The sequence below is a fragment of the Acidovorax sp. ACV02 genome (genome assembly GCF_014851475.1).
GTDB lineage: Bacteria > Pseudomonadota > Gammaproteobacteria > Burkholderiales > Burkholderiaceae_C > Acidovorax > Acidovorax delafieldii.
Window position 1 is genome coordinate 1 of record NZ_JACUZU010000007.1, and the last position, 20,876, is coordinate 20,876.

Annotated in this window: 24 protein-coding genes and 1 pseudogene; 13 read left to right on the plus strand and 12 right to left on the minus strand. The window is 65.9% G+C overall.

What is annotated here, in order from left to right; translation table 11 throughout:
- Positions 1–124 (minus strand): annotated as a pseudogene (locus IB236_RS16780) (5-dehydro-4-deoxyglucarate dehydratase); the annotation flags it as partial.
- A 221-nt stretch (positions 125–345) separates the two neighbouring features.
- Here IB236_RS16780 and IB236_RS16785 point away from each other — a divergent pair.
- Complete coding sequence (locus IB236_RS16785) at positions 346–1,383, plus strand: LacI family DNA-binding transcriptional regulator (protein WP_056747194.1); 1,038 nt, start codon at positions 346–348, stop codon at positions 1,381–1,383.
- 45 nt (positions 1,384–1,428) lie between these two features.
- Here IB236_RS16785 and ispF read toward each other — a convergent pair whose 3' ends face one another.
- A complete protein-coding gene (gene ispF, locus IB236_RS16790) occupies positions 1,429–1,908 on the minus strand; it encodes a 2-C-methyl-D-erythritol 2,4-cyclodiphosphate synthase (protein WP_056064230.1) in 480 nt (159 codons plus the stop codon).
- Between the two features lie 114 nt (positions 1,909–2,022).
- The gene (locus tag IB236_RS16795) at positions 2,023–2,937 is read right to left on the minus strand and encodes a 2-C-methyl-D-erythritol 4-phosphate cytidylyltransferase (RefSeq protein WP_082565072.1); all 915 of its coding nucleotides are present in this window, start codon (positions 2,935–2,937) and stop codon (positions 2,023–2,025) included.
- 97 nt (positions 2,938–3,034) lie between these two features.
- Here IB236_RS16795 and mfd point away from each other — a divergent pair, with 97 nt between their 5' ends.
- From mfd to serB, 6 genes are all read left to right on the plus strand, one after another.
- Complete coding sequence (mfd, locus tag IB236_RS16800) at positions 3,035–6,499, plus strand: transcription-repair coupling factor (RefSeq protein ID WP_099730617.1); 3,465 nt, start codon at positions 3,035–3,037, stop codon at positions 6,497–6,499.
- 73 nt (positions 6,500–6,572) lie between these two features.
- Entirely contained in the window at positions 6,573–7,235 is a 663-nt protein-coding gene (locus IB236_RS16805; protein ID WP_192421530.1) for a hypothetical protein, read from the plus strand.
- Between the two features lie 81 nt (positions 7,236–7,316).
- Entirely contained in the window at positions 7,317–7,571 is a 255-nt protein-coding gene (locus IB236_RS16810; RefSeq protein WP_015014749.1) for a ParD-like family protein, read from the plus strand.
- A complete protein-coding gene (gene map, locus IB236_RS16815; RefSeq protein ID WP_015014750.1) occupies positions 7,568–8,365 on the plus strand; it encodes a type I methionyl aminopeptidase in 798 nt (265 codons plus the stop codon). Before IB236_RS16810 ends, map begins: the two co-directional genes overlap by 4 nt.
- A 101-nt stretch (positions 8,366–8,466) precedes the next feature.
- Positions 8,467–8,655 (plus strand): DUF3149 domain-containing protein, encoded by a 189-nt coding sequence (locus tag IB236_RS16820; RefSeq protein WP_015014751.1) that lies wholly within the window; start codon positions 8,467–8,469, stop codon positions 8,653–8,655.
- Between the two features lie 159 nt (positions 8,656–8,814).
- Complete coding sequence (gene serB, locus IB236_RS16825; RefSeq protein WP_056747189.1) at positions 8,815–9,528, plus strand: phosphoserine phosphatase SerB; 714 nt, start codon at positions 8,815–8,817, stop codon at positions 9,526–9,528.
- Between the two features lie 92 nt (positions 9,529–9,620).
- On the opposite strand, the gene IB236_RS16830 is transcribed toward serB, so the two are convergent.
- Entirely contained in the window at positions 9,621–10,139 is a 519-nt protein-coding gene (locus IB236_RS16830; RefSeq protein WP_056747228.1) for an Rrf2 family transcriptional regulator, read from the minus strand.
- 90 nt (positions 10,140–10,229) lie between these two features.
- Here IB236_RS16830 and ytfE point away from each other — a divergent pair, with 90 nt between their 5' ends.
- Positions 10,230–10,979 carry an iron-sulfur cluster repair protein YtfE gene (ytfE, locus tag IB236_RS16835; protein ID WP_192421531.1) on the plus strand — a complete coding sequence of 250 codons (750 nt, stop codon included), beginning with the start codon at positions 10,230–10,232 and terminating at the stop codon, positions 10,977–10,979.
- A gap of 17 nt (positions 10,980–10,996) precedes the next feature.
- Positions 10,997–11,482, plus strand: a complete 486-nt coding sequence (locus tag IB236_RS16840) for a group III truncated hemoglobin (RefSeq protein WP_192421532.1) — start codon at positions 10,997–10,999, stop codon at positions 11,480–11,482.
- Positions 11,483–11,525: 43 nt separating this feature from the next.
- Here IB236_RS16840 and IB236_RS16845 read toward each other — a convergent pair whose 3' ends face one another.
- Together IB236_RS16845 and IB236_RS16850 are read right to left on the minus strand one after the other, a co-directional pair.
- Positions 11,526–11,699, minus strand: a complete 174-nt coding sequence (locus IB236_RS16845) for a LiaI-LiaF-like domain-containing protein (RefSeq protein ID WP_165836502.1) — start codon at positions 11,697–11,699, stop codon at positions 11,526–11,528.
- A gap of 37 nt (positions 11,700–11,736) precedes the next feature.
- Entirely contained in the window at positions 11,737–12,630 is an 894-nt protein-coding gene (locus IB236_RS16850) for a LysR family transcriptional regulator (protein WP_192421533.1), read from the minus strand.
- A gap of 126 nt (positions 12,631–12,756) precedes the next feature.
- On the opposite strand from IB236_RS16850, the gene IB236_RS16855 reads away from it, so the two are divergent.
- Together IB236_RS16855 and IB236_RS16860 are read left to right on the plus strand one after the other, a co-directional pair.
- Entirely contained in the window at positions 12,757–13,338 is a 582-nt protein-coding gene (locus IB236_RS16855) for a GNAT family N-acetyltransferase (protein ID WP_192421534.1), read from the plus strand.
- A complete protein-coding gene (locus IB236_RS16860; RefSeq protein WP_192421535.1) occupies positions 13,313–14,437 on the plus strand; it encodes a branched-chain amino acid ABC transporter permease in 1,125 nt (374 codons plus the stop codon). The genes IB236_RS16855 and IB236_RS16860 overlap by 26 nt, the downstream gene beginning before the upstream one ends.
- Here the strand turns inward: IB236_RS16860 and IB236_RS16865 are convergent.
- Genes IB236_RS16865 through IB236_RS16875 form a run of 3 tightly spaced genes read right to left on the minus strand, consistent with a single transcriptional unit; the run spans position 14,392 to position 15,447 of the window.
- Positions 14,392–14,604, minus strand: a complete 213-nt coding sequence (locus IB236_RS16865) for a DUF3820 family protein (RefSeq protein ID WP_192421536.1) — start codon at positions 14,602–14,604, stop codon at positions 14,392–14,394. The genes IB236_RS16860 and IB236_RS16865 overlap by 46 nt on opposite strands.
- Before the next feature lie 13 nt (positions 14,605–14,617).
- On the minus strand, positions 14,618–14,980 hold the full coding sequence (locus tag IB236_RS16870; protein ID WP_192421537.1) for a translation initiation factor Sui1: 363 nt from the start codon (positions 14,978–14,980) through the stop codon (positions 14,618–14,620).
- Complete coding sequence (locus IB236_RS16875) at positions 14,977–15,447, minus strand: DUF2721 domain-containing protein (protein WP_056064262.1); 471 nt, start codon at positions 15,445–15,447, stop codon at positions 14,977–14,979. Before IB236_RS16875 ends, IB236_RS16870 begins: the two co-directional genes overlap by 4 nt.
- 239 nt (positions 15,448–15,686) lie before the next feature.
- Here IB236_RS16875 and IB236_RS16880 point away from each other — a divergent pair, with 239 nt between their 5' ends.
- Entirely contained in the window at positions 15,687–16,964 is a 1,278-nt protein-coding gene (locus tag IB236_RS16880; RefSeq protein ID WP_192421538.1) for a DEAD/DEAH box helicase, read from the plus strand.
- Between the two features lie 59 nt (positions 16,965–17,023).
- On the opposite strand, the gene IB236_RS16885 is transcribed toward IB236_RS16880, so the two are convergent.
- The gene (locus tag IB236_RS16885; RefSeq protein ID WP_192421539.1) at positions 17,024–17,371 is read right to left on the minus strand and encodes a DUF6172 family protein; all 348 of its coding nucleotides are present in this window, start codon (positions 17,369–17,371) and stop codon (positions 17,024–17,026) included.
- An 89-nt stretch (positions 17,372–17,460) separates the two neighbouring features.
- Here IB236_RS16885 and IB236_RS16890 point away from each other — a divergent pair, with 89 nt between their 5' ends.
- The gene (locus tag IB236_RS16890; protein ID WP_056064269.1) at positions 17,461–18,723 is read left to right on the plus strand and encodes a sensor domain-containing diguanylate cyclase; all 1,263 of its coding nucleotides are present in this window, start codon (positions 17,461–17,463) and stop codon (positions 18,721–18,723) included.
- A 60-nt stretch (positions 18,724–18,783) separates the two neighbouring features.
- On the opposite strand, the gene IB236_RS16895 is transcribed toward IB236_RS16890, so the two are convergent.
- Together IB236_RS16895 and IB236_RS16900 are read right to left on the minus strand one after the other, a co-directional pair.
- A complete protein-coding gene (locus IB236_RS16895) occupies positions 18,784–18,987 on the minus strand; it encodes a hypothetical protein (RefSeq protein ID WP_056747226.1) in 204 nt (67 codons plus the stop codon).
- Between the two features lie 85 nt (positions 18,988–19,072).
- Positions 19,073–20,722: a methyl-accepting chemotaxis protein gene (locus IB236_RS16900; RefSeq protein WP_235511650.1), complete on the minus strand. Its 1,650-nt coding sequence runs from the start codon at positions 20,720–20,722 to the stop codon at positions 19,073–19,075.
- Between the last annotated feature and the right edge of the window lie 154 nt (positions 20,723–20,876).

The following is a 20,876-nucleotide window of genomic DNA, read 5'->3' on the forward strand; positions in this document are numbered from 1 at the left end:
GGGCGAGCCACTCCAGGCGCTCGATGTAGGTCTTGGGGCGGAAGTTGCCCTGCTCGTCGAAGTCGGTGATGGGGAACGAGAGCAGGCCGGAGCCCATGATGGTTTTGAGTTCTTGCGGGGTCATGGTGAAAAGCGGGCGGTGGGTAAGAGGTCTTTAGAAGTCGTACAAGTCACGGAATTTCTGCTCTATGCGGAGAAATTTCTGCGATTTATGCAAATGTTAACGTTAACATCATCAGACAACATAGTGAAAACCCTTATGTTGACGAATTTCACTGGAGTGCCGTCGCACAGTAGCGTGCACGGTGCCAGCCCGAAGTCACGCGCCCTTTAGACTCCACCACCATGCAAGCTCCTGATCCGGCCCGCACTGCCCCACCCTCCGGCCGCGACCGCTCGGCGGTCACGCTGCGCGAGGTGGCCGAACGGGCAGGCGTGTCGATGATTACCGTGTCTCGCGCCATCAACACGCCGCAGCAGGTGTCTGAGCGCACACGGCAACGGGTTCAGGAAGCCGTTTCCGCATTGGGCTATGTGCCCAACCTGGTGGCAGGCGGGTTGCGTTCGGCGCGCAGCCATGTGGTGACGGCACTGGTCCCCACGCTCACGGGGCCTCTGTTTGGTGAAATGGTGCAGGCCCTCACCGATGCGCTGGAACTGCGCGGCTTTCAGGTCATGGTGGGCCAGGTGGGCTACGCCCGTTCACGCGAAGACGAGTTGCTGCGCGCCATCGTGGGCCGGCGGCCCGATGGGATCGTGCTCACGGGGGTCATGCACTCACCCGAGGGGCGGCGGTTGCTGATGGCCTCGGGCATTCCGGTGGTGGAAACCTGGGACTTCACGGACACCCCCATCGACATGCTGGTCGGCCTGCGCCACGAAGCGCTGGGCGCCGCCGTGTGCGAGCACCTGTTCGCCAGGGGACGGCGACGGCTGGCGCTGCTCAGTGGCGGAGACGAGCGCGCAGCGCGGCGCGCTCAGGGCTTTGCCGACGCCGCCGCGCGCCTGGGGCTGCGCCCGCCCGCCGTGCGACTGGGTAAATCACCCACCACCCACGCAGATGGCCGTGCCGGGCTCGCAGCCCTGCTGGCCGACGTGCCCGATATCGACGCAGTGTTCTGCAGCTCCGACATGCTCGCCCTGGGCGTGCTCACCGAAGCCAGGGCCCGCGCAATCGCAGTGCCTCAGCAACTCGCTGTGATGGGGTTTGGCGACATCGACTTTGCCGCGACCGTCAGCCCGGCTCTTTCCACCGTGCGCATCGATGGCACACGCATGGGCCAGACAGCAGCTCAGTGGATTGCCGACCGGGCCGAGAGCAAGGCAGTCGCCCAGCCCGTGGTGGACATCGGCTTTTCCATCGTGGAGCGCAGCAGCAGCTGAGCGCTGCAAGACCCTGCGGCAAAGGCCGGGCCAATCCCCAGCGGCTTACGCCCGGTAGACCAGCGCTATGGCCCGTGCCTCCATGGCCAGCCCCTGCCCTACCGGGCCCAGGCGCTCGGCCGTCTTGGCTTTCACATTGACCTGGTCCTCTGCCACACCCACCGCGCGGGCGATGGCGGCCCGCATGCCAGGGATGTGCGCCGCCAGGCGTGGGGCCTGGGCGACGACCGTGCTGTCGATGTTGCCGATCTCAAAGCCCGCTGCGCGCACCCGCCGCGCCGCCTCGGCCAGCAGCACGCCCGAGTCTGCACCCCGGAACGCGGCATCGGTGTCGGGGAAATGGCGGCCAATGTCTCCCAGTGCCGCCGCGCCCAGCAGCGCGTCAGTGATGGCGTGCAGCAGTACGTCGGCGTCCGAGTGGCCCAGCAGGCCTGTCGGGTGAGGGATCTCCACCCCACCAATCACCAGGCGGCGGCCGGGCACCAGCGCATGTACGTCCCAGCCTTCTCCAATCCTGAAATTCATTTGTCTGCCTTTGTGAAGGTTTGTGTGAGGAGTCGCGGGGAACGTCGGACGGTTTCCCTCGATGAGCAACGCAGTCAGCGCGCCAGTGATGCCGGCAGCGCCATGCGCAGCGGACTAAAAAAGATTCTTCTTGCCAGGGGCCTTACTCACCTGCCCCCGCTCCCCGCCAAAGCGTTCCAGCGTGGTGCTGTGCGCACGCTGGGCCAGCACCGCAGCCGCCAGCGCGAAATCGTCCGGGTAAGTGACCTTGAAATTCTGCGCCCCGCCGGGCACCAGCCGGGGGTGAAAACCCAGGGCCTCCATCGCACTGGCTTCATCGGTCACGTTGGAGCCCACCTTGTCGATGGCCTCCATCAGCGGGCCGATGCGGAACATCTGCGGCGTCTGCGCCAGCCACTTGTCGCTGCGGTCCACGGTGGAGGCCACGCGCACGCCGCCCGGGCCGTCGATGGAAGTCTTGAGCGTGTCGGCCAGCTTGTGCGCCAACAGGCCCCCCACACTGTCGCCCGCGCATTGGTCGATGAGCGCATCGATCTGCTCTGAGGTGACGAGGCAGCGCGCTGCGTCATGCACCAGCACCCAGTCGCCAGGCTGGGCACCACGATCCAGCAGCGCCTTGAGGCCACCCAGCACCGTGTCGGCACGCGTGGGGCCACCACACTCCACCACAAAAAATGCGGGATGGGCATGGGCATCCAGAAAGTGATCCCCTGGCGCCACGGCCACCAGCGTACCCAGCAAGCGCCCGACTCCGGCAAACGCAGCCAGTGTGTGCAGCACCATCGGATGGCCTGCCACCAGGTGGTATTGCTTGGGCAACGGGGCAACCGCCACGGGTGCATTGGCAGACAACGCTGAGGCGGGCGAAAAAGCCGCCACGGTCGATGCCTGCACAGGCTGTGCAGAAGGGGCCATGCCTGCGCCTGCCGGCACGGCCCGCGACCCGACCCCTGCACAGGGCACCAAGGCCCAAAAACGCCCTTGGGCCGACAAGGGGGTGAGCGAAGGGTGCAACAGAGGAGCAGTCATGGAGCGCTCATTCTAAAATCTCCCGTTGCCCCCGATCCAGCCCGTGCGTGTTTCGCGCCCCTGGGGATGCGGTGGGCCCACTGACGACACCGTCCGCATGGAACTCCCCAAACTCTCCCCCGGAAAACGCTTTGCCCTGCCCCGCCCCGTGGGCAGCGCCGACTCCCTGCTGCTGGCACGCCTGGCCGAGCGCGACAAGGCCGCTGGCCACACCACCGCCATCGTCACGTCCGACGCCACCGATGCACAGCGGCTCATCGACGAAATGGCCTTTTTTGCGCCGGGCCTGCGCTGCGCACTGTTCCCCGACTGGGAGACGCTGCCTTACGACACCTTCTCCCCGCACCAGGACCTGATCAGCGAGCGGCTGGCCACGCTGTGGCGCATTTCGCAAGGCGAAGCCGATGTCGTGCTGGTGCCCGCCACCACCGCGTTGTACCGGCTCGCGCCGCCCTCCTTCCTCGCGGGCTACACCTTCCACTTCAAGGTCAAGCAAAAGCTCGACGAGGCCAAATTCAAGGCCCAGCTCACGCTGGCGGGCTACAGCCATGTCTCGCAGGTGGTGAGCCCGGGCGAGTACGCCGTGCGCGGCGGGCTGATCGACCTGTTCCCCATGGGCTCGCTCGTACCCTTCCGCGTGGACCTGTTCGACGACGAGATCGACAGCATCCGCACCTTCGACCCCGACAGCCAGCGCAGCCTGTACCCCGTGCCTGAGGTGCGCCTGCTGCCCGGCCGCGAGTTCCCCATGGACGACGAGGCGCGCGCCAAATTCCGCAGCCGCTGGCGCGAGATGCTCGAGGGCGACCCGACCAAGAGCCGCATCTACAAGGACATGGGCGCGGGCGTGGCCACGGCCGGCATCGAGTACTACCTGCCGCTGTTCTTCGACGAGACCGCCACCGTGTTCGACTACCTGGGCGGCGAAGCCACCGTGGTGCTGCACGGCGACCTGGAGCCCGCCTTCCAGCGCTTCTGGCAGGACACGAAAGACCGCTTTCGCCTAGTGCAGGGCGACCCCGAGCGCCCGGTGCTGCCACCCGAGGCGCTGTTCCTCTCGGCCGACCAGTTCTACACGCGCGCCAAGGAGCATGCCCAGCTGTCCATCCGCCCCGGCGTGGAGGATATTGCCGACAACCCGCACTTCCAGAAGCTGGGCGACCTGTCGGTGGTGCGTGGTGCCGAAGACCCGCTGGCCCGTCTACACGCCCACATCCGCAACACGCAACACCGCGTGCTGCTGCTGGCTGAGAGCGATGGCCGGCGCGAGAGCCTGCTCGACTTTCTGCGCGCCAGCGGGGTGAACCCACCTGCCTTCGACTCGCTGGCCGAGTTCCAAGGCGCGGACGATGAGAAGGTGGGCATCGCCACCGCCGGCCTCACCGTGGGCTTCAGCTGGATCGAGGACGGCATCGACTTCGTCACCGAGACCGAGCTCTTCGCCGCCGGCCCCACCACGCGCCGGCGCAAGAAGCAGGAGCAGGTGAGCGACGTCGAGGCGCTGATCAAGGACCTGGCCGAGCTCAACGTGGGCGACCCCGTGGTGCACAGCGCGCACGGCATCGGCCGCTACCGGGGCCTGGTCAACATGGACGTGGGCAACAAGAACCCCGACGGCACGCCCGCCATGCAGGAGTTCTTGCACCTCGAATACGCCGACAAGGCCGTGCTCTACGTGCCCGTGAGCCAGCTACAGCTCATCAGCCGCTACACCGGCGTCAGCGCTGATGAGGCGCCGCTGCACAAGCTCGGCAGCGGCCAGTGGGAAAAGGCCAAGCGCAAGGCCGCCGAGCAGGTGCGCGACAGCGCGGCCGAGCTGCTCAACATCTATGCCCGCCGCGCGGCGCGCGAAGGCCACGCCTTCCGCTACAGCCCGCAGGACTACGAGACCTTTGCCAACGACTTCGGCTTTGAAGAAACGGCCGACCAGAACGCCGCCATCCACGCTGTGATCCAGGACATGATCAGCCCGCGCCCCATGGACCGCCTGGTCTGCGGCGACGTGGGCTTTGGCAAGACCGAGGTGGCGCTGCGCGCGGCCTTCGTGGCCGTCACGGGCGGCAAGCAGGTGGCCTTCCTCGCGCCCACTACCCTGCTGGCCGAACAGCACTACCAGACGCTGGTAGACCGCTTCAGCAAGTGGCCGGTGAAGGTGGCCGAGGTGTCGCGCTTTCGCTCGGGCAAGGAGATCACCGCCGCCATCAAGGGCATCGGCGACGGCACGGTGGACATCGTGGTGGGCACGCACAAGCTGCTCTCCGAATCCACCAAGTTCCACAACCTGGGCCTGCTCATCATCGACGAGGAACACCGTTTCGGCGTGCGCCACAAGGAGCAGATGAAGGCCCTGCGCGCCGAGGTGGACGTGCTGACGCTGACGGCCACGCCCATCCCGCGTACGCTGGGCATGGCACTGGAAGGCCTGCGCGACCTGTCGGTCATCGCCACCGCGCCGCAGCGGCGCCTGGCGATCAAGACCTTTGTACGCAACGAAGGCACGGGCGTGATCCGCGAAGCGGTGCTGCGTGAATTGAAGCGTGGCGGGCAGGTTTACTTCCTGCACAACGAGGTGGAGACCATCGAGAACCGCCGCCAGAAGCTCGAAGAGATACTGCCCGAGGCGCGCATCGCCGTGGCCCACGGCCAGATGCCTGAGCGCGAACTGGAGCGCGTGATGCGCGACTTCGTGGCCCAGCGCTACAACATCCTGCTGTGCTCGACCATCATCGAGACCGGCATCGACGTGCCCACGGCCAACACCATCATCATGAGCCGCGCCGACAAGTTCGGCCTGGCGCAGCTGCACCAGCTGCGCGGGCGCGTGGGCCGCAGCCACCACCAGGCGTATGCCTACCTCATGGTGCCCGACACCGAGGGCCTGACCAAGCAGGCCGCGCAGCGGCTCGATGCCATCCAGCAGATGGAAGAACTGGGCAGCGGCTTCTACCTGGCCATGCACGACCTGGAGATCCGCGGCGCCGGCGAGGTGCTGGGCGAGAACCAGAGCGGCAACATGCTGGAGGTGGGCTTCCAGCTGTACAACGAGATGCTCAATGAAGCCGTCAAGGCGCTCAAGGCCGGCAAGGAGCCGGACCTGCTGAGCCCACTGAGTGTCACCACCGACATCAACCTGCACGCCCCCGCCCTGCTGCCCGACGACTACTGCGGCGACGTGCACCTGCGCCTGTCGTTCTACAAGAAGCTGGCCACGGCCAAGACGCCCGACCAGATCGACGGCCTGCTCGAAGAGATCGTGGACCGCTTCGGCAAGCTGCCGCCGCAGGCCCAGACCCTCATCGACGTGCACCGCCTGCGCGTGCTGAGCCAGCCTTACGGCGTGGTGAAGGTGGACGCCGCCCCCGGCGTGATCAACATCACCTTCAAGCCCCAGCCGCCCATCGACCCGATGCGCATCATTGAACTGATTCAGAAGAACAAGCACATCAAGCTGGCGGGCAACGAGAAGCTGCGCATCGAGCGCGAGCTGAAGGAGCCCAAGGACCGCGCCCAGATGGTGCGGGACATTCTGCGCAGCCTGGGGCAACCCGTGGTGGCTGCATAGCACTTTACAAGCCAGAGAGGCCACAAGCGCTAGTGAATCATGCGCTGATAGCTATCAAAAAAGAAGCAAAACAATGTGGCTGGAGTCTCTTGTCGCGCTGGTGGCCCTGACGACCGCCTTGGTCACGCGGCCCTGGCGCTTACTGGCCAGCCGCACGCCGCTGGAGCACGAGTCCCATGGCGCGGCGTCCCCGCTGTGGACACCATTGCTCGCCACGCTGGTGTTTCTGCCCTGGCTGTGGGCGCTGCCCACGCTGCACGCCATGCCGCTGCAACTGCAATGGTCGGGCGCGTGCCTCGTGGTGCTGATGCTGGGCTGGCCGCTGGCCATCCCCGTGCTGCTGGCGGTGGGCGCCATTGCGGGCCTGCTCTCACCCGCCCTGGACTGGGCCGATGCGCTGGGCGCCGCCATCTGGCTGGGCGTGGTGCCCGCCACGCTGGCCCTGGCGCTGGGCGCGCTGGTGCGGCGCTTTGTCGGTACGCAGCCGTTTGTGTACGTGCTGGGCCGGGCGTTTCTGGGCACTGTGGCCTGCGTGTTTGCGGCAGGCGTGCTCTCGCAATGGACCGGGCACCAGTTGCCCGGTGTGGGCAACGAGCTGTCGCTGGTGGCCCGCTGGCTCATGGCCTGGGGCGACGGGTTTGTGACGGGCATGCTCGCCGCGATCTTTGTGGCCTTCAAGCCAGAATGGCTGGCCACCTGGTCGGACCAGCTCTATCTGAAGCGCCCGCCGCAGTAGCGCAGTGTTGCCAACGCACACCACAGGCACTGCATACACGCAGCGATACGAAACGTATATGTTTCGAATACAATTCGCTGCATGGGTATTGTCAAAATTTCAGACCAAATGCACGAGAACCTGCGCGTTGCCAGCAACGCCCTGTCTCGCTCCATCAACGCACAGGCAGAACACTGGATGCGCATCGGCATGCTGGCCGAGCTGCATCCCAACCTCGACCACAGCGACATCTGCCAGCTGCTGATCCGCGCCGAGCAGGCCGGAGGCTTCGATCTGGACACGGTGGCGGCCTCTGTGGCCGCCAAGCCGGGCCACAGCGGGCGGCGCGTTCAATGAAGTCGTCCCGCGTCACCCTGCGCTCCCCCGCCGAAATCGCCCAGGCGCGTGAGGCCGGCCACCTGGCCGCCCGCGTGCTGCACATGATCACGCCGCACGTGCAGCCCGGCGTCAGCACCGAGGCGCTGGACCGGCTCTGCCACGACTACATCGTGAACGAACTGCAGGTCACCCCCGCCAACGTGGGCTACCTGGGATATCCCAAAACGGTGTGTACCTCGGTCAACCACGTGATCTGCCACGGCATTCCGTCGCCCGGCCAAGTGCTCAAGTCGGGCGACATCATCAACATCGACGTGGCCATCATCAAGGACGGCTGGTTTGGTGACACCAGCCGCATGTACTTTGTGGGCGAGCCCAGCCCGCTGGCGCGCCGACTGGTGGACACCACCTACGAAGCCATGTGCGCGGGCATTGCCCAGGTGCGTCCCGGCGCCACGCTGGGCGATGTGGGCCATGCCATACAGAGCGTGGCCCACCGCGAGCGGTTCAGCGTGGTGCGCGAATACTGCGGCCACGGCATCGGGCAGATCTACCACGACGAGCCCCAGGTGCTGCACTACGGGCAGCGCGGCCAGGGCCTGCGGCTGGAGGAAGGCATGGTCTTCACCATCGAGCCCATGATCAACGCCGGCAAGCGCGACACGCAGGAGCTGGCCGACGGCTGGACCGTAGTCACCCGCGACCGCTCGCTCTCTGCCCAGTGGGAACACATGGTGGCCGTGACGGCCGACGGGTTCGAGGTGCTCACACCCTGGCCCGAAGGCACCGGCCGCTACCCCGCCATGGTTTGACCTGCATCTGGCCCGCAGGCCGCAGTCTTTGACACAGCACAAGCAGCTGCCCCAGGGACCGCCCGATAGTGGTGAACACCACCACAACAAGGAGGGTCTCCATGAAGCTGCTGAACGATCTGTTTTCTACCGACTACGGCCTGATGAGCATCATCGGCATTGGGTTCATGATCTGCATGGCCGCATTTTTTGTGCGCATGTTCCTGGTCAAGATGAACGAGCCGCCTCAGCCCAACCCGGCCGCCAAGGCGCTCAAAGGCGGCAGCCAGAACCTGCCGCATCCGCGCTGAGGCACAGGATCTGACGAGAGCCGCGCACGGGGCGCGGCCTCTGCCGCCCAGTCCCCGGGGTGGCGCCTGGAGCGAGCGTGGCGGGCACGGCGGGAACAAAAGCCTGCCAGGGATACCATTGCGGGTTCTTACCCCGCATTTGTTCCCCCTTTTTCTGCCATGACCCACGCAACCGAATTCGCCCCTGGCCTCGTCATCCAGGGCATCGAGCCTCCGCTGTCCCTGTCCGCCTACAAGCTCATCGCTTTTGACATGGACTCCACCCTCATCAACATCGAGTGCGTGGACGAAATCGCCGATGCCGCCGGCCGCAAGGCCGAGGTGGCCGCCATCACCGAGGCGGCCATGCAGGGCGTGATCACCGACTACAAGGAGAGCCTGCGCCAGCGTGTGGCCCTGCTCAAGGGCGTGACGGTGCAGCACATGGAGCAGGTGTTCACCGAGCGTCTGCGCTTCAACCCCGGTGCCAAGGAGCTGATCACCGCCGCCAAGGCTGCGGGCCTCACCACGCTGCTGGTCTCGGGCGGCTTCACCTTCTTTGCCGACCGCGTGAAGGCGGGCCTGGGCATCGACTTTGCGCGCTCCAACATGCTGGAAGTGCAAGACGGCCAACTGACGGGCCGCATGGTGGACCAGGCCTGGGGCGACATCTGCGACGGCGCAGAAAAGCGCCGCACGCTGCTGGAAGTGGCATCGCTCATGGGCATTTCACCGCAGCAGGCGATTGCCGTGGGCGACGGCGCCAACGACCTGCCGATGATGGGTGCCGCCGGCCTGTCGGTGGCCTACCACGCCAAGCCCGCCGTGCGTGCACAGGCCAAGGTGGCCATCAACCAGGGCGGGCTCGACCGCTTGCTGGAAGTGCTGCGCTGAGCGGCGTGGCGCCTCAATACGTACAGGGCGCCACTGGATACTATTAATTTGATAGCTATCCAGGCATGTAGCACTAGCGCATCACGCCGTTTTTATTCAAACCCAGGTGCATCGGGCAATCCGGGCACCAACGAGGCCCTGCGGCGGGCACTGCCGGCGCGCGGGGCGGCCACCGTGGCCAGCAGCGCCACACCCTGGGGTGACGTGGGCGCCACCAGGTCCGCCAGCGTCACGCCATCCAGCACCTCCAGATAGGCCTGCATGGCCTGGCCCAGCACCCCTTTGAGCCGGCAGTGGCTGCTCAGGCGGCACTGGTTGGAGGCAGGGTCAAAACATTCCACCAGGTTGAAGTCCGTCTCGGTGGCACGCACCACCGCGCCAATGTGGATGGACGACGCCGGCACCATCAGCCGCATGCCACCGCCCCGCCCGCGCGTGGTCTCGAGCAGGCCCTGCGCCGACAGCTGCTGCACGATTTTCATCAGGTGGCTGCGCGATATGCCATAGCCCTCGGCCACCTCCGTGATGGTGACGGGCTGCGCCCGCCCCTCGGTGGCGGCGCAATACATCAGCACGCGCAGCGTGTAGTCGGTCCATTGGGTCAGTCGCATGGGTTTGCCGCAGATCAATCAAAAAGATGCATACATCCTGAATTTTATTCGCTAAAATATTCACACGATATGAATCTTTAAAGGACCACCATGAACGCCCGCATCGACACCCTGCACGCCACAGCCCCCACCACCCCACTGCCGCTGAGCGCCGAGCAGCAGATTGGCCAGATCGCCGTGCAGTTGCCGGGCGCCACGGCGGTGTTTCGGCGCCTCAAGCTGGACTTCTGCTGCGGCGGCCAGGTGAGTCTGGCCAAGGCGGCCGCCGACAAGGGGCTGGACGCCGACGCCGTGCTGGCCGAGCTGGCGGCCCTGCAGCGCAGCGACGCCGTGCCCGAGGCAGCGTCGCCCAGTGCGCTCATCGACCACATCCTGGCGCGCTACCACGAGGTGCACCGCCAGCAGTTGCCCGAGCTGATCCGCATGGCCCGCCGCGTGGAGGCTGTGCACCGCGACCACCCGCAGGTGCCGGTTGGCCTGGCCGACCACCTGGAGGCCATGCACGAGGAGCTGCTGTCGCACATGCTCAAGGAAGAGCAGGTGCTGTTCCCCATGCTCAAGAACGGCGGCAGCCCGTTTGTGGGCCAGCCCATCGGCATGATGCGCGCCGAACATGTGGACCATGGCGAGGCGCTGGACAAGCTCAACGCGCTGACGAATGACGCCACGCCTCCCCAAGGTGCATGCAACACCTGGCGCGCGCTCTACGCGGGCATTGCCCAGCTGGGCGACGACCTCATCAACCACATCCACCTGGAAAACAACGTGCTGTTTCCACGGTTCGAAGCCAGCGCTGCACCCGCGCAAGCTTGTGCCACGTCAGCCTGCGGCTGCCAGTGAGCCGGCACACTGCCGCCATGACCGAAGAAGCCCACCCTACACAGACCGCCGGCAAGCTCGCCCCCAGCGCGGAGAGCATCACGCAACTGGTGCACGGCTTTTACGGCGATGTGCGGCGCGACCCGCTGCTGGGTCCGGTGTTTGAAAAGGCCCTGCACGGCCAGTGGGACGCCCACCTGCAGCGCCTGGTGGACTTCTGGAGCACCGTCGCGCTGGGCGCCCGCAGCTTCAAAGGCGATGTCTTCGGCAAACACATGGCGCTGGAGGGCGTCACACCCGCCCACTTTGCGGCCTGGGTGGCGCTGTGGCAACAGCACACCAATCGCTTGTTTGCGCCGGAGGTGGCGCACGACCTGCAGGTGGCGGCCCATGGCATTGCACGCAACCTGTTCCGGGGCTACTTTGCGAACGACCCCGGTTTTGTGCAGCCCCGCGACGAGGGCCAGGGGCGCGATGGGCACGGCGCCCGCCACCAGGGCAGCGGAGAAACCCAGCGAGGTTGAAGACTGCCGGCTGGCAACGCGGTCGCCAGCGCCCGCTACTGGCTTATTTGCCCTTGTTGCCCGGCGTGAAGAACAGCGCCAGACCCACTGCTATCAGCGCCACAGGCCACCACACCCGCAGCAGTTCGCGAAGGCTGATGCTGATCAGTCCCAGGTTGGTCAGCAGAAAAAACACGCCCAGCACGACCAGAACGATCGCAGCGATATTGCCCTTCATGTGCATTCCCTCGGTGTGGTTGTTGGTATGGCCGCGATTATGGCGGGCTGGACAACTGCGCGCCCAGGTAATCCACCCACACGCGCACCTTGGGCGACAGATGGCGGCTGGAAGGCCACAGTGCCCGGAACTGGCGGGCCGGGCCCAGGTGCGGCTCTAGCACGCTCACCAGTCGCCCCTCAGCCAGGGCATTGCGCACCAGAAAGTCGGGCATACAGGCAATACCGATCCCCCGCAGGGTGGCCCCCAGAACGGCTTCGATGTTGTTGCAGGCCAGCACCGTGCGAAGGCGTGGTTCGTCGCTGGCCAGGTCCTCGCGCCACGGCCAGTCGAGCAGCTTGCCGGAATCCGGGTGGCGAAAGCGCACGCAGGCATGCCGCTCCAGGTCGCGCAGTGCAGCGGGCGTGCCGTGGCGCTCCAGGTAGCTGGGCGCAGCGCACAGCAGCAGCCGAAAGGTCTGCAAGGGCCGCGACACCAGGCGTGAATCGCGCAGGTCGCCACTGCGAATCGCCACGTCAATGCCTCCGTCAATCAGGTCGATCGCTCGGTCGCTGAACGTGATGTCCAGCTCCACCTCGGGGTAGCGCGCCAGAAACTCCGGCACCAAGGGGATCAGGAAGTGGTAGCCCACGATGGGCGCACTCACCCGCAGCTTTCCCCGTGGGGTCTCCCGAGAGAGCGACAGCATGGCCTGCGCGTCGTCCAGGTCGTCCAGCACGCGCCGGCAGCGCTCATGGAACAGGCGCCCCTCTGCCGTCAGCTGGATGCGCCGGGTACTGCGCTGCAATAGGCGCACGCCCACCTCCTGCTCCAACCGCGCCACGCCCTTGCCCACCGCAGACGCCGATATCTCCAGCGCCCGTCCGGCGGCCACAAAGCTGCCCAGCTCTGCTGTTTTCACAAAGGCCAACATGCCACTGAGCTTGTCCATCTGCGTTGTTCACTCCGGTTGAGCACGACCAATTCAATCTTTTCATTCCGCAATAAAAGGAATGAAAGCCACTTTTTGGCTGATTCGATCCAGTCTAACCTTCTTGCACTTCCACACATCCACGCCATGCCGAACCCGTCATTCCTTCGCGCCGACTCCGCCAGCACCTGCGAAACCCGAAAGTCGCTGATGGGTTTGCAGGCTGAATATCTGCGCTGGGTGCATGGCGAAATAGCCCGGTGCTTTCCGGCCCTCTCCCCGCGTGCAGGCTTGTCGCTGCCACCGGAGGACCTGCCCGGATTGAAGGTCTCACAGACCGGAAACCGGCCAAACAGCGCGTACTACCTGATCGCCGTGAATGGCGAAGCCGCAGGCATGTGTGGCCTGCGGCCCTTGGGCGCAGGCACCGTCGAAGTCAAGCGCCTGTACGTCCGCCCCGCCTACCGGGGCCTGCATCTCGGTTCGTCGGCACTGCGCAAGCTGTACGCAGATGCCTGTCAGGCGGGCTACACCCGCATTTGCCTGGACACCGCCCTTTTCATGCAGGCAGCACACCGCCTGTACGAAGCCCAGGGCTACGCCGACTGCGCGGCCTACGAAGGCACCGAGGTGCCGCTGGCACTGCACAGCCACTGGCGCTTCATGCAGCGTCTCATCCACCGCCCCAGCCACGGCATCACCCATGAGCACGATCTTCGAACGGCGTAGCACGCAAGCGGGCCTGGCCCTCGCAGTGCTCCTGCTGCCCCTGGTACTGCAACCCTTCGGCCACCACTGGGTGCGCGTTGCTGACGTCAGCCTGCTGTACGTCATGCTGGCACTGGGCCTGAACGTGGTGGTGGGTTATGCAGGCCTGCTGGACCTGGGGTATGTGGCCTTCTACGCACTGGGTGCCTACCTGTTTGCCCTGCTGACCTCACCCCACCTGACCGACCACTTTGCGTGGATCGCTGCGCTGTTTCCGGAGGGGCTGCACGCCCCCTGGTGGGTGACCATCCCGCTGGGCGCGGCATGCGCGGCCCTGCTAGGCATGCTGCTGGGAGCCCCCACCCTCAAGCTGCGGGGGGACTACCTGGCGGTGGTCACCCTGGGCTTTGGCGAAATCGTGCGCCTGCTGGTCATCAACATGAGCCACCCCATCAACATCACGCAGGGCGCCCAAGGTCTGGGCTTGATCGACCCGGTGCACATCCTGGGGGTGGACCTGGGCCGACCCCTGGTGGTGGCGGGCCATGAGGTGGCGTCGGTCACGCTGTACTACTACCTGTTTCTGGCGCTGGTGACGCTCACCATCGTTGTCTGTCTGCGCCTGCAACACTCCCGCATCGGCCGCGCATGGATGGCTATCCGCGACGATGAAACCGCAGCCCGGTCCATGGGCCTCAACACCCGCAACCTCAAGCTGCTGGCCTTCGGCGTGGGCGCCAGCTTTGGCGGAGTGACTGGCGCCATGTTTGCGGCTTTTCAGGGCTTTGTTTCCCCCGAGGCCTTCAGCCTGCAAGAGTCTGTGCTCATCGTTGCCATGGTGGTGTTTGGCGGCATGGGGCATATCCCCGGGGTGGTCCTGGGAGCCGTGCTGCTCGCAGCGCTGCCAGAGGTGCTGCGCTATGTGGTCGGCCCCCTGCAGGCAGCAACGCACGGGCTACTGGATGCGGGCGTGATGCGCCCGCTGCTGATTGCCTTGGCCATGATCGTCACCATGTTGTGGCGCTCCAGCGGCCTGTGGCCAGCGCCCGACGCAGCGCAGGCACTGGGGAAGAATCACCGCCCCCGCAAGGGCCGCAGCAGGTCCGACAGCCCGTTGTGATCAATCTCGTGCATCAGCGCCAGCAACTGGCCCAACTCGCCCTCGGGAAACCCCTCGCGCGCAAACCAGTTGAGGTAGTTGCCCGGCAGGTCCGCCAGCAGCGTGCCTTTGTGCTTGCCGTACGGCATCTCGGTGGTGACCAGTCGTTGCAGTTTCTCTGCGTCCATTGCCCTGGGCTCCTCAACCGCCTGCGCGCTTGACCTTGTGGCCCAGCTTCTGCAGCGCGGCCATCACGCGTTCCACGTGGTCGCCCTGTACTTCGATCACGCCGTCCTTCACCGTGCCGCCGCTGCCACAGGCGGCCTTGAGCTGCTTGCCCAGCTGCTCCAGCGCAGTCTCGTCCACCAGCACGCCTTTGACCAGGGTGACCGCCTTGCCGCCGCGCCCTTTGGTCTCGCGCGATACGCGCACGATGCCATCACCCGCGGGCAGGGGCTTGTTATGCTTGCAGGTGCACTGCGCCACCGGCTGGCGGCAGGTGGGGCACATGCGGCCCGACTCGGTGGAATACACCAGGCCGCCCAGGTCTGCCAGAGACTTCATGGTTTCTTCCCTTCCACCTCTTGCTGCAGCATGTGAAAGTCGAGCAGGCGCGTGGCCAGCAGCGTCTCGGTCAGAAAACACACCAGCGCCAGCAAAAAGCACGCAACGCCCGCCAGAAACCCGCCCACCGCAAGGCGGCTGGACTGAAAGTCGGTGGTTTCGCCCAGGAACAGCAGGATGATGGTCGTGCCAATGAGGAAGGCACAAAACGTCAGCAGCGCAATACAACCGTTGGCCAGCCGTCCACGCAAACGCAAGTCCGCCAGCTCCTTGTAGGCACGGGCCAGAAACTCGGGTTCGGCATTGACGCGCGCGCGGTCTTCCACCACACGCGCCCGGTCGATGATCCGGGCCAGGCGGCCGGCCACCGCGCCGATCATGCCGGACACCGCAGTGAGCAAAAACACGGGCGCCACCGCCAGCTGAATGCCGTGGGTAATGGCGGAGGTATCTAGGGGCAAAGCCATGGGGTTCGGGTCCGGGAAAACTGTCAACGAAAAACGGGGCGGCCCGATTATCGGTTGCCCAACGCAGGGGCCGAGCACTCGCATTCCCTGCAATCTTGCAGGTGCAAGGCGCGCATTGCAGGCCTGTGAGAAGGCACCGGGCAAGAGGGCATCGGGCAAACGCGGCGACAATGCGGGCCATTACTGCTTTGTCCGCGCTGCCTTGCGTGCCTTCTTCAACGCATTCCCAGCGCCCTTCCATGCCTTTTGCCTCCCTCGGTCTGTCCCCCGCCCTTGTCCATGCCGCCGCCAAGGCGGGCTTTGTGGCGCCCACGCCCATTCAGGCGGGCGCCATTCCGGCCATCCTGCAGGGGGTAGATCTGCTGGGTGCCGCACAGACGGGCTCGGGCAAGACGGCGGCATTTGCCCTGCCCTTGCTGCAGCAGCTGCAGCTCAGCGCCACTGGCGGCCCGCGCCGGGTGCGCGCCCTGGTGCTGGTGCCCACCCGTGAACTGGCAGCGCAGGTGGGAGAAGTGCTGCGCAGCCTGGCGCAGCACCTGCAGCAACCGCTCAAGATCGCCATCGTGTTCGGCGGCGTGTCGATCAATCCGCAGATGCTGGGCCTGCGCGGCGGCGCCGACATTGTGGTGGCCACGCCGGGCCGCCTGCTGGACCTGGTGGACCACAACGCGCTGCGCCTGTCGGCCGTGGCACACCTCGTGCTGGACGAAGCAGACCGACTGCTGGACCTGGGCTTTGCCGAGGAACTGCAGCGCGTGCTGGCGCTGTTGCCAGCCCGGCGACAGAACCTGTTTTTCTCGGCCACATTCCCAACCGCAGTGCAGGCGCTGGCCGATGGCCTGCTGAAGCAGCCGGTGCGCGTGGAGGTGCCCCACACGCCGGGTAACGAGCCTGCCATCGAACAACGCGCCATTGCGGTGGACTCAAGCCGCCGCACCCAGTTGCTGCGCCACCTGGTCAAGGAGCACAACTGGTCGCGCGTGCTGGTGTTTGTGGCCACGCAATATGCGGCCGAGCATGTGGCCGAGAAGCTGTACAAGGCGGGCATCTTTGCATCGCCCTTCCACGGCGGCCTGAGTCAGGGCGCGCGCAACCAGGTGCTGCAGGAGTTCAAGGACGAGCGCTGGCAGGTGGTCGTGACCACCGACCTCGCAGCACGCGGCATCGACATTGCACAGTTGCCTGCCGTGGTGAACTACGACCTGCCCCGATCGGCCGTGGACTATGTGCACCGCATCGGCCGCACCGGCCGGGCGGGCGAGAGCGGCATGGCCGTGAGCTTTGTGACCGCCGATACCGAGGCGCATTTCCGGCTGATCGAAAAACGCCAGCACCTCACCATCCCACGCGAGCAGATTGCGGGCTTTGAACCCACCGAGGCTCCCGCGCCCACACCATCCACCGACCCCGGGGGCACCGGCGGCATCAAGGGCAAACGCCCCAGCAAAAAGGACAAGCTGCGCGCAGCAGCGGCGCAGGCAGCCGATGCCCCCGCTGCCCACAAAAAAGGCCCCTGAAAGGGGCCTGCAGTGCTTCACTGAGGGTGAGCGGGGTGGCATCCACCCAGCGCCAGGGCTTACGCGCCTTCTTCGTCGTCCGCGTCCAGGCCATCTGGCCCGCTGTGTGAAGCCTCACCAGCCGGACGGGGTGTGCGCTTGCCGGGCTTGGCCAGAATTTCCACATAGAACTGGGCGCCGCCCTCGGCGGCCACGCCGTTGATCAGCCCGGTCAAGGCGGCCAGGTGCGCCACGGCGGCGTCTTCCTTGGTGCGGCCAAACTGGCAGTCAAAGTCCCAGAAATCGGCGCCTTCGGGCAGGTCGCGGCGCCGTTCGCGCTTGATGTACTTGCGGATTTCGTGCTTGACGGCATCCAGAACGCGATCGCGGTTCTTGCCTTCAAAGTGGAGTTGGAAAGTTTTTCTCATGGGCGATAGTACCGCCTGCGACAGGTGCCGTTTCACACCTGCGCATCGAGGTGCCACAATGGTGCATTACTTTTGGTTACCACCAGCCCATGAACCACGACCTGCGCCTGCTGCACCTGTTGCCAGCGGCTGTGCTTGTCACACAACAGGGCGCCATCCGCTTTGCCAACGCCGCCAGCATGGAGTTGCTGGAGGCGCCCAGTATCGACAGCCTGATCGGGCGGCTGTCTGGCGACTTTGTGCACCCCCTGGACCAGGTGCGCTCCACCAACCGCATCCAGCAAGTGGCCGTGCCCGAGCAGGCCGGGCGGCCCAACAAATCCTCTGAGTTCCGTATCCGCACCGAGCGCGGCAACTTGCGCATGGTGCTGATCAGCAGTGTGGCCATGGAATGGGACGGTGCCCCCGCCGTGCTCATGTGCGGCATGGACATGACACACCAGAGCGAGATCGAGGCCCAGCTGCGCGAGAGCGAGCAGAACTTCCGGCGCCTGTTCGAGAACATGCAGGACGTGTACTACCGCACCGATGCGCAGGGCATCGTGCAGCATGTGGGACCGGGCGTGCGCCGGGTGCTGGGCTACGAGCCCCACGAAATCGAAGGCCGCACGGCCGAGTCGTACTACCCCCAAAGCAAAGACCGCGACGCGTTCAAGGCCGCGATCATGGAACACGGCGAGGTGTCGGACTTTCCGGGCCAGATGGTGCGGCGCGATGGCACGGTGATCGACATCTCCATCAGCAGCCACGCGCTGTACGACCATGCAGGCAATTTTGCGGGGGTCGAAGGCATCTACCGCGACGTCACGCAACGCAAGAACCTGGAGCGCGAGCTGCAGCGCCTGGCCACCACCGACATGCTGACGGGCATTGCCAACCGCCGCGCGTTTCTTGAATGCGCCGAGTCGGCCTATGCCCATTCACGCAGCAACGGCGAGCCGCTGACCTTGCTGATGCTGGACCTGGACCACTTCAAGGCCATCAACGACCGTTTTGGCCACCTGGAAGGCGACCGGGCGCTGATGGCATTTGCGCAGGCCATCAAGGGCCAGTTGCGTGCCAGCGATGCCGTGGGCCGACTGGGCGGTGAAGAGTTTGGCGTGCTGTTGCCCCTGACCACACTGGCCGAGGGCCTGGAGGTGGCCACGCGCATGCTGCACAGCATCCGCGCCTTGGAACTGACGGACGATGCAGGCCACAGCTACCGCGTCACCACCAGCCTGGGTGTGGGTACCTTCCGCCAGAGCGATCGCAGCCTGCGCGACATGCTCGACCGTGCCGACCAGGCGCTGTACCTGGCCAAGCACCGGGGGCGCAACCAGGTGGCTTCGCTCGAGACGCTGGACGAGTGATCATTTCATTCGCCCTGATCGGTGAGAGATCAGGGCCATGCAGCATGCCAAGGCACCTGTTCAAAGGCGCATGCGTTCCTGCTGCAGGTTCCACAGGCAGGCGGCGATGCGCAGCAGCATCTCCATCACCTGCTCCGAGCCGCTGCAGGACAGCTCCAGATCATCAATGAGCATCGCCAGCTGGGAGATGGCGTCTTCGGGGGCGGCAGCGCCACCACTGCGCGCCACTTCGGCAATCGCGATCAATACGTCGGTGCGGTTCATGGCGCAGGACTTGGCGTGGTGGGTGGCAATGCCTCGGTCATTGGCGGCATAGGCCATGCGATGCAGAGACCACGCCGCCGCCGGGCTAGCGGGCCGAGATGGCCAGTTGCGCGCGACTGCCGGCCCCGCCCTCCAGAGCCACGGCAGGAGGCAACCCTGCAGTTTCCAGCAAGGGCGCGCCTGCAGCAGGCAGGGGCATATCCGGCGTCAGGCGGAACTGGTGAATCACCTCCAGCAGGCGCCTTACCTGATTCTTCATGCCGGTCGAGGCGGACGAACTGTCATCCACCAACGCAGCGTTCTGCTGCGTGGCCGCGTCCAGCTGGCGCACGGCCTCTCCGATCTGGGCAATGCCCCGGGCCTGCTCCTGCCCGGCATCCTTGATGGCGGTGATGAGCGACACCACCTGGTTCACATGGTGCACGGTGTTGGCCACACGCTCGCCCGCCTGCCCCACCAGGGTGGACCCGCGCTCCACACCCTGCACGCTGGCCGAGATCAGGCCGCGAATCTCCCGGGCCGCCATGCTGCTGCGCTGCGACAGGCCCCGCACCTCGCCAGCCACCACCGCAAAGCCCCGGCCCTGTTCACCCGCACGCGCGGCCTCCACCGCCGCATTCAGCGCCAGCAGGTTGGTCTGGAAGGCGATGTCGTCGATCACCTTGATGATGTCCGTGATCTTTTGCGACTGGGTCTTGATCTCCTGCATGGTGGCGATCACGTCGCGCATCACGCTGCCGCCTTCGTTGGCCACGCTGCTCGCCTCTTGCGCCAGGGCGGTGGCACGCTGGGCGTTGTCGGTGTTGTGCTGCACCGTGATGGTCAGCTGCTCCATCGACGCGGCCGTCTCCTGCAGATTGGATGCCTGCACCTCGGTGCGGCGTGCCAGGTCTTCGGTGCCGCCCGCCATCACCACGGCCTCGTGGGCGACCGTCTCGGTGCTGGCGCGCACCTCGGTGATCACGCGCACCAGCTGGTGGTTCATCTCACGCAGGGCCCCCAGCAGCTCGGCGGTCTCGTCGTTGCCACGCACATCGATCTGCGCCGTCAGGTCGCCCCCCGCCACAGTGCGTGCCAGCACCACGGCCTGACGCAGCGGCCGCGAGATCGAACGGGTGATGACCCAGGCCATCGCAGCACCTGCCAGCAATGCCAGGGCGGTGGCGGCCAGCATCCACCAGTGGATGGTGTCGCTCATGGCGCGCGCCCCTGCAAACTCTGCCGCAGCCACGTTGATCTGCAGCGCCACCAGGCGCTCGATGGCGTCCTGCACCTTGAGCGCATTGGGGCGGATCTGGGTGATGTACAGCTCCGATCCGTCGTCGTACTTGCCGGCCACCAGCGCGGCCGACGCCGGGATCAGGCCCTTGTCCAGATAGGTGGCGTTGGCATCGGCAAAGGCCTGCGCCAGGGCCTGCTCCTCGGCCCCCAGGGGCTTGGCGGCGTACTCCTTCCACAGGGCCTGGATGCGCTCGACATTGGCGGTCAGGGCCGCGTGGCTGGCCTCCAGGTTGCTGGTGCCGGGGTCCATCAGCATGTCCATCACCAGCACGCGGTTGCGCTGCGTCAGGTGGCTGATCTCGGCCAGCACGCCCATGGGCACGGTGCGGTCGCCATACAAGGCAGCGCTGCGCTCGGTCAACCGCTTGGCCCCGCTGATGCCACCGGCCGCCAGGGCCGATATCAGCAACAGCAGCACGGCAAAGGCCAGGGCCAGGCGGGTACCAATTTTCATTTTTTGAAGCATCTGAATCTTTCGTGAAGGTCCACCAGGGCGCCGCCGCCTTGTGGGAGCGAACGCGTGTTGCTGCAGGGGGTAAGCCAACCACCCGCCGTGCACCAAGCCCCCGATGGGATGCGAAAGATACTAATTGTTTCAAATGACAGAT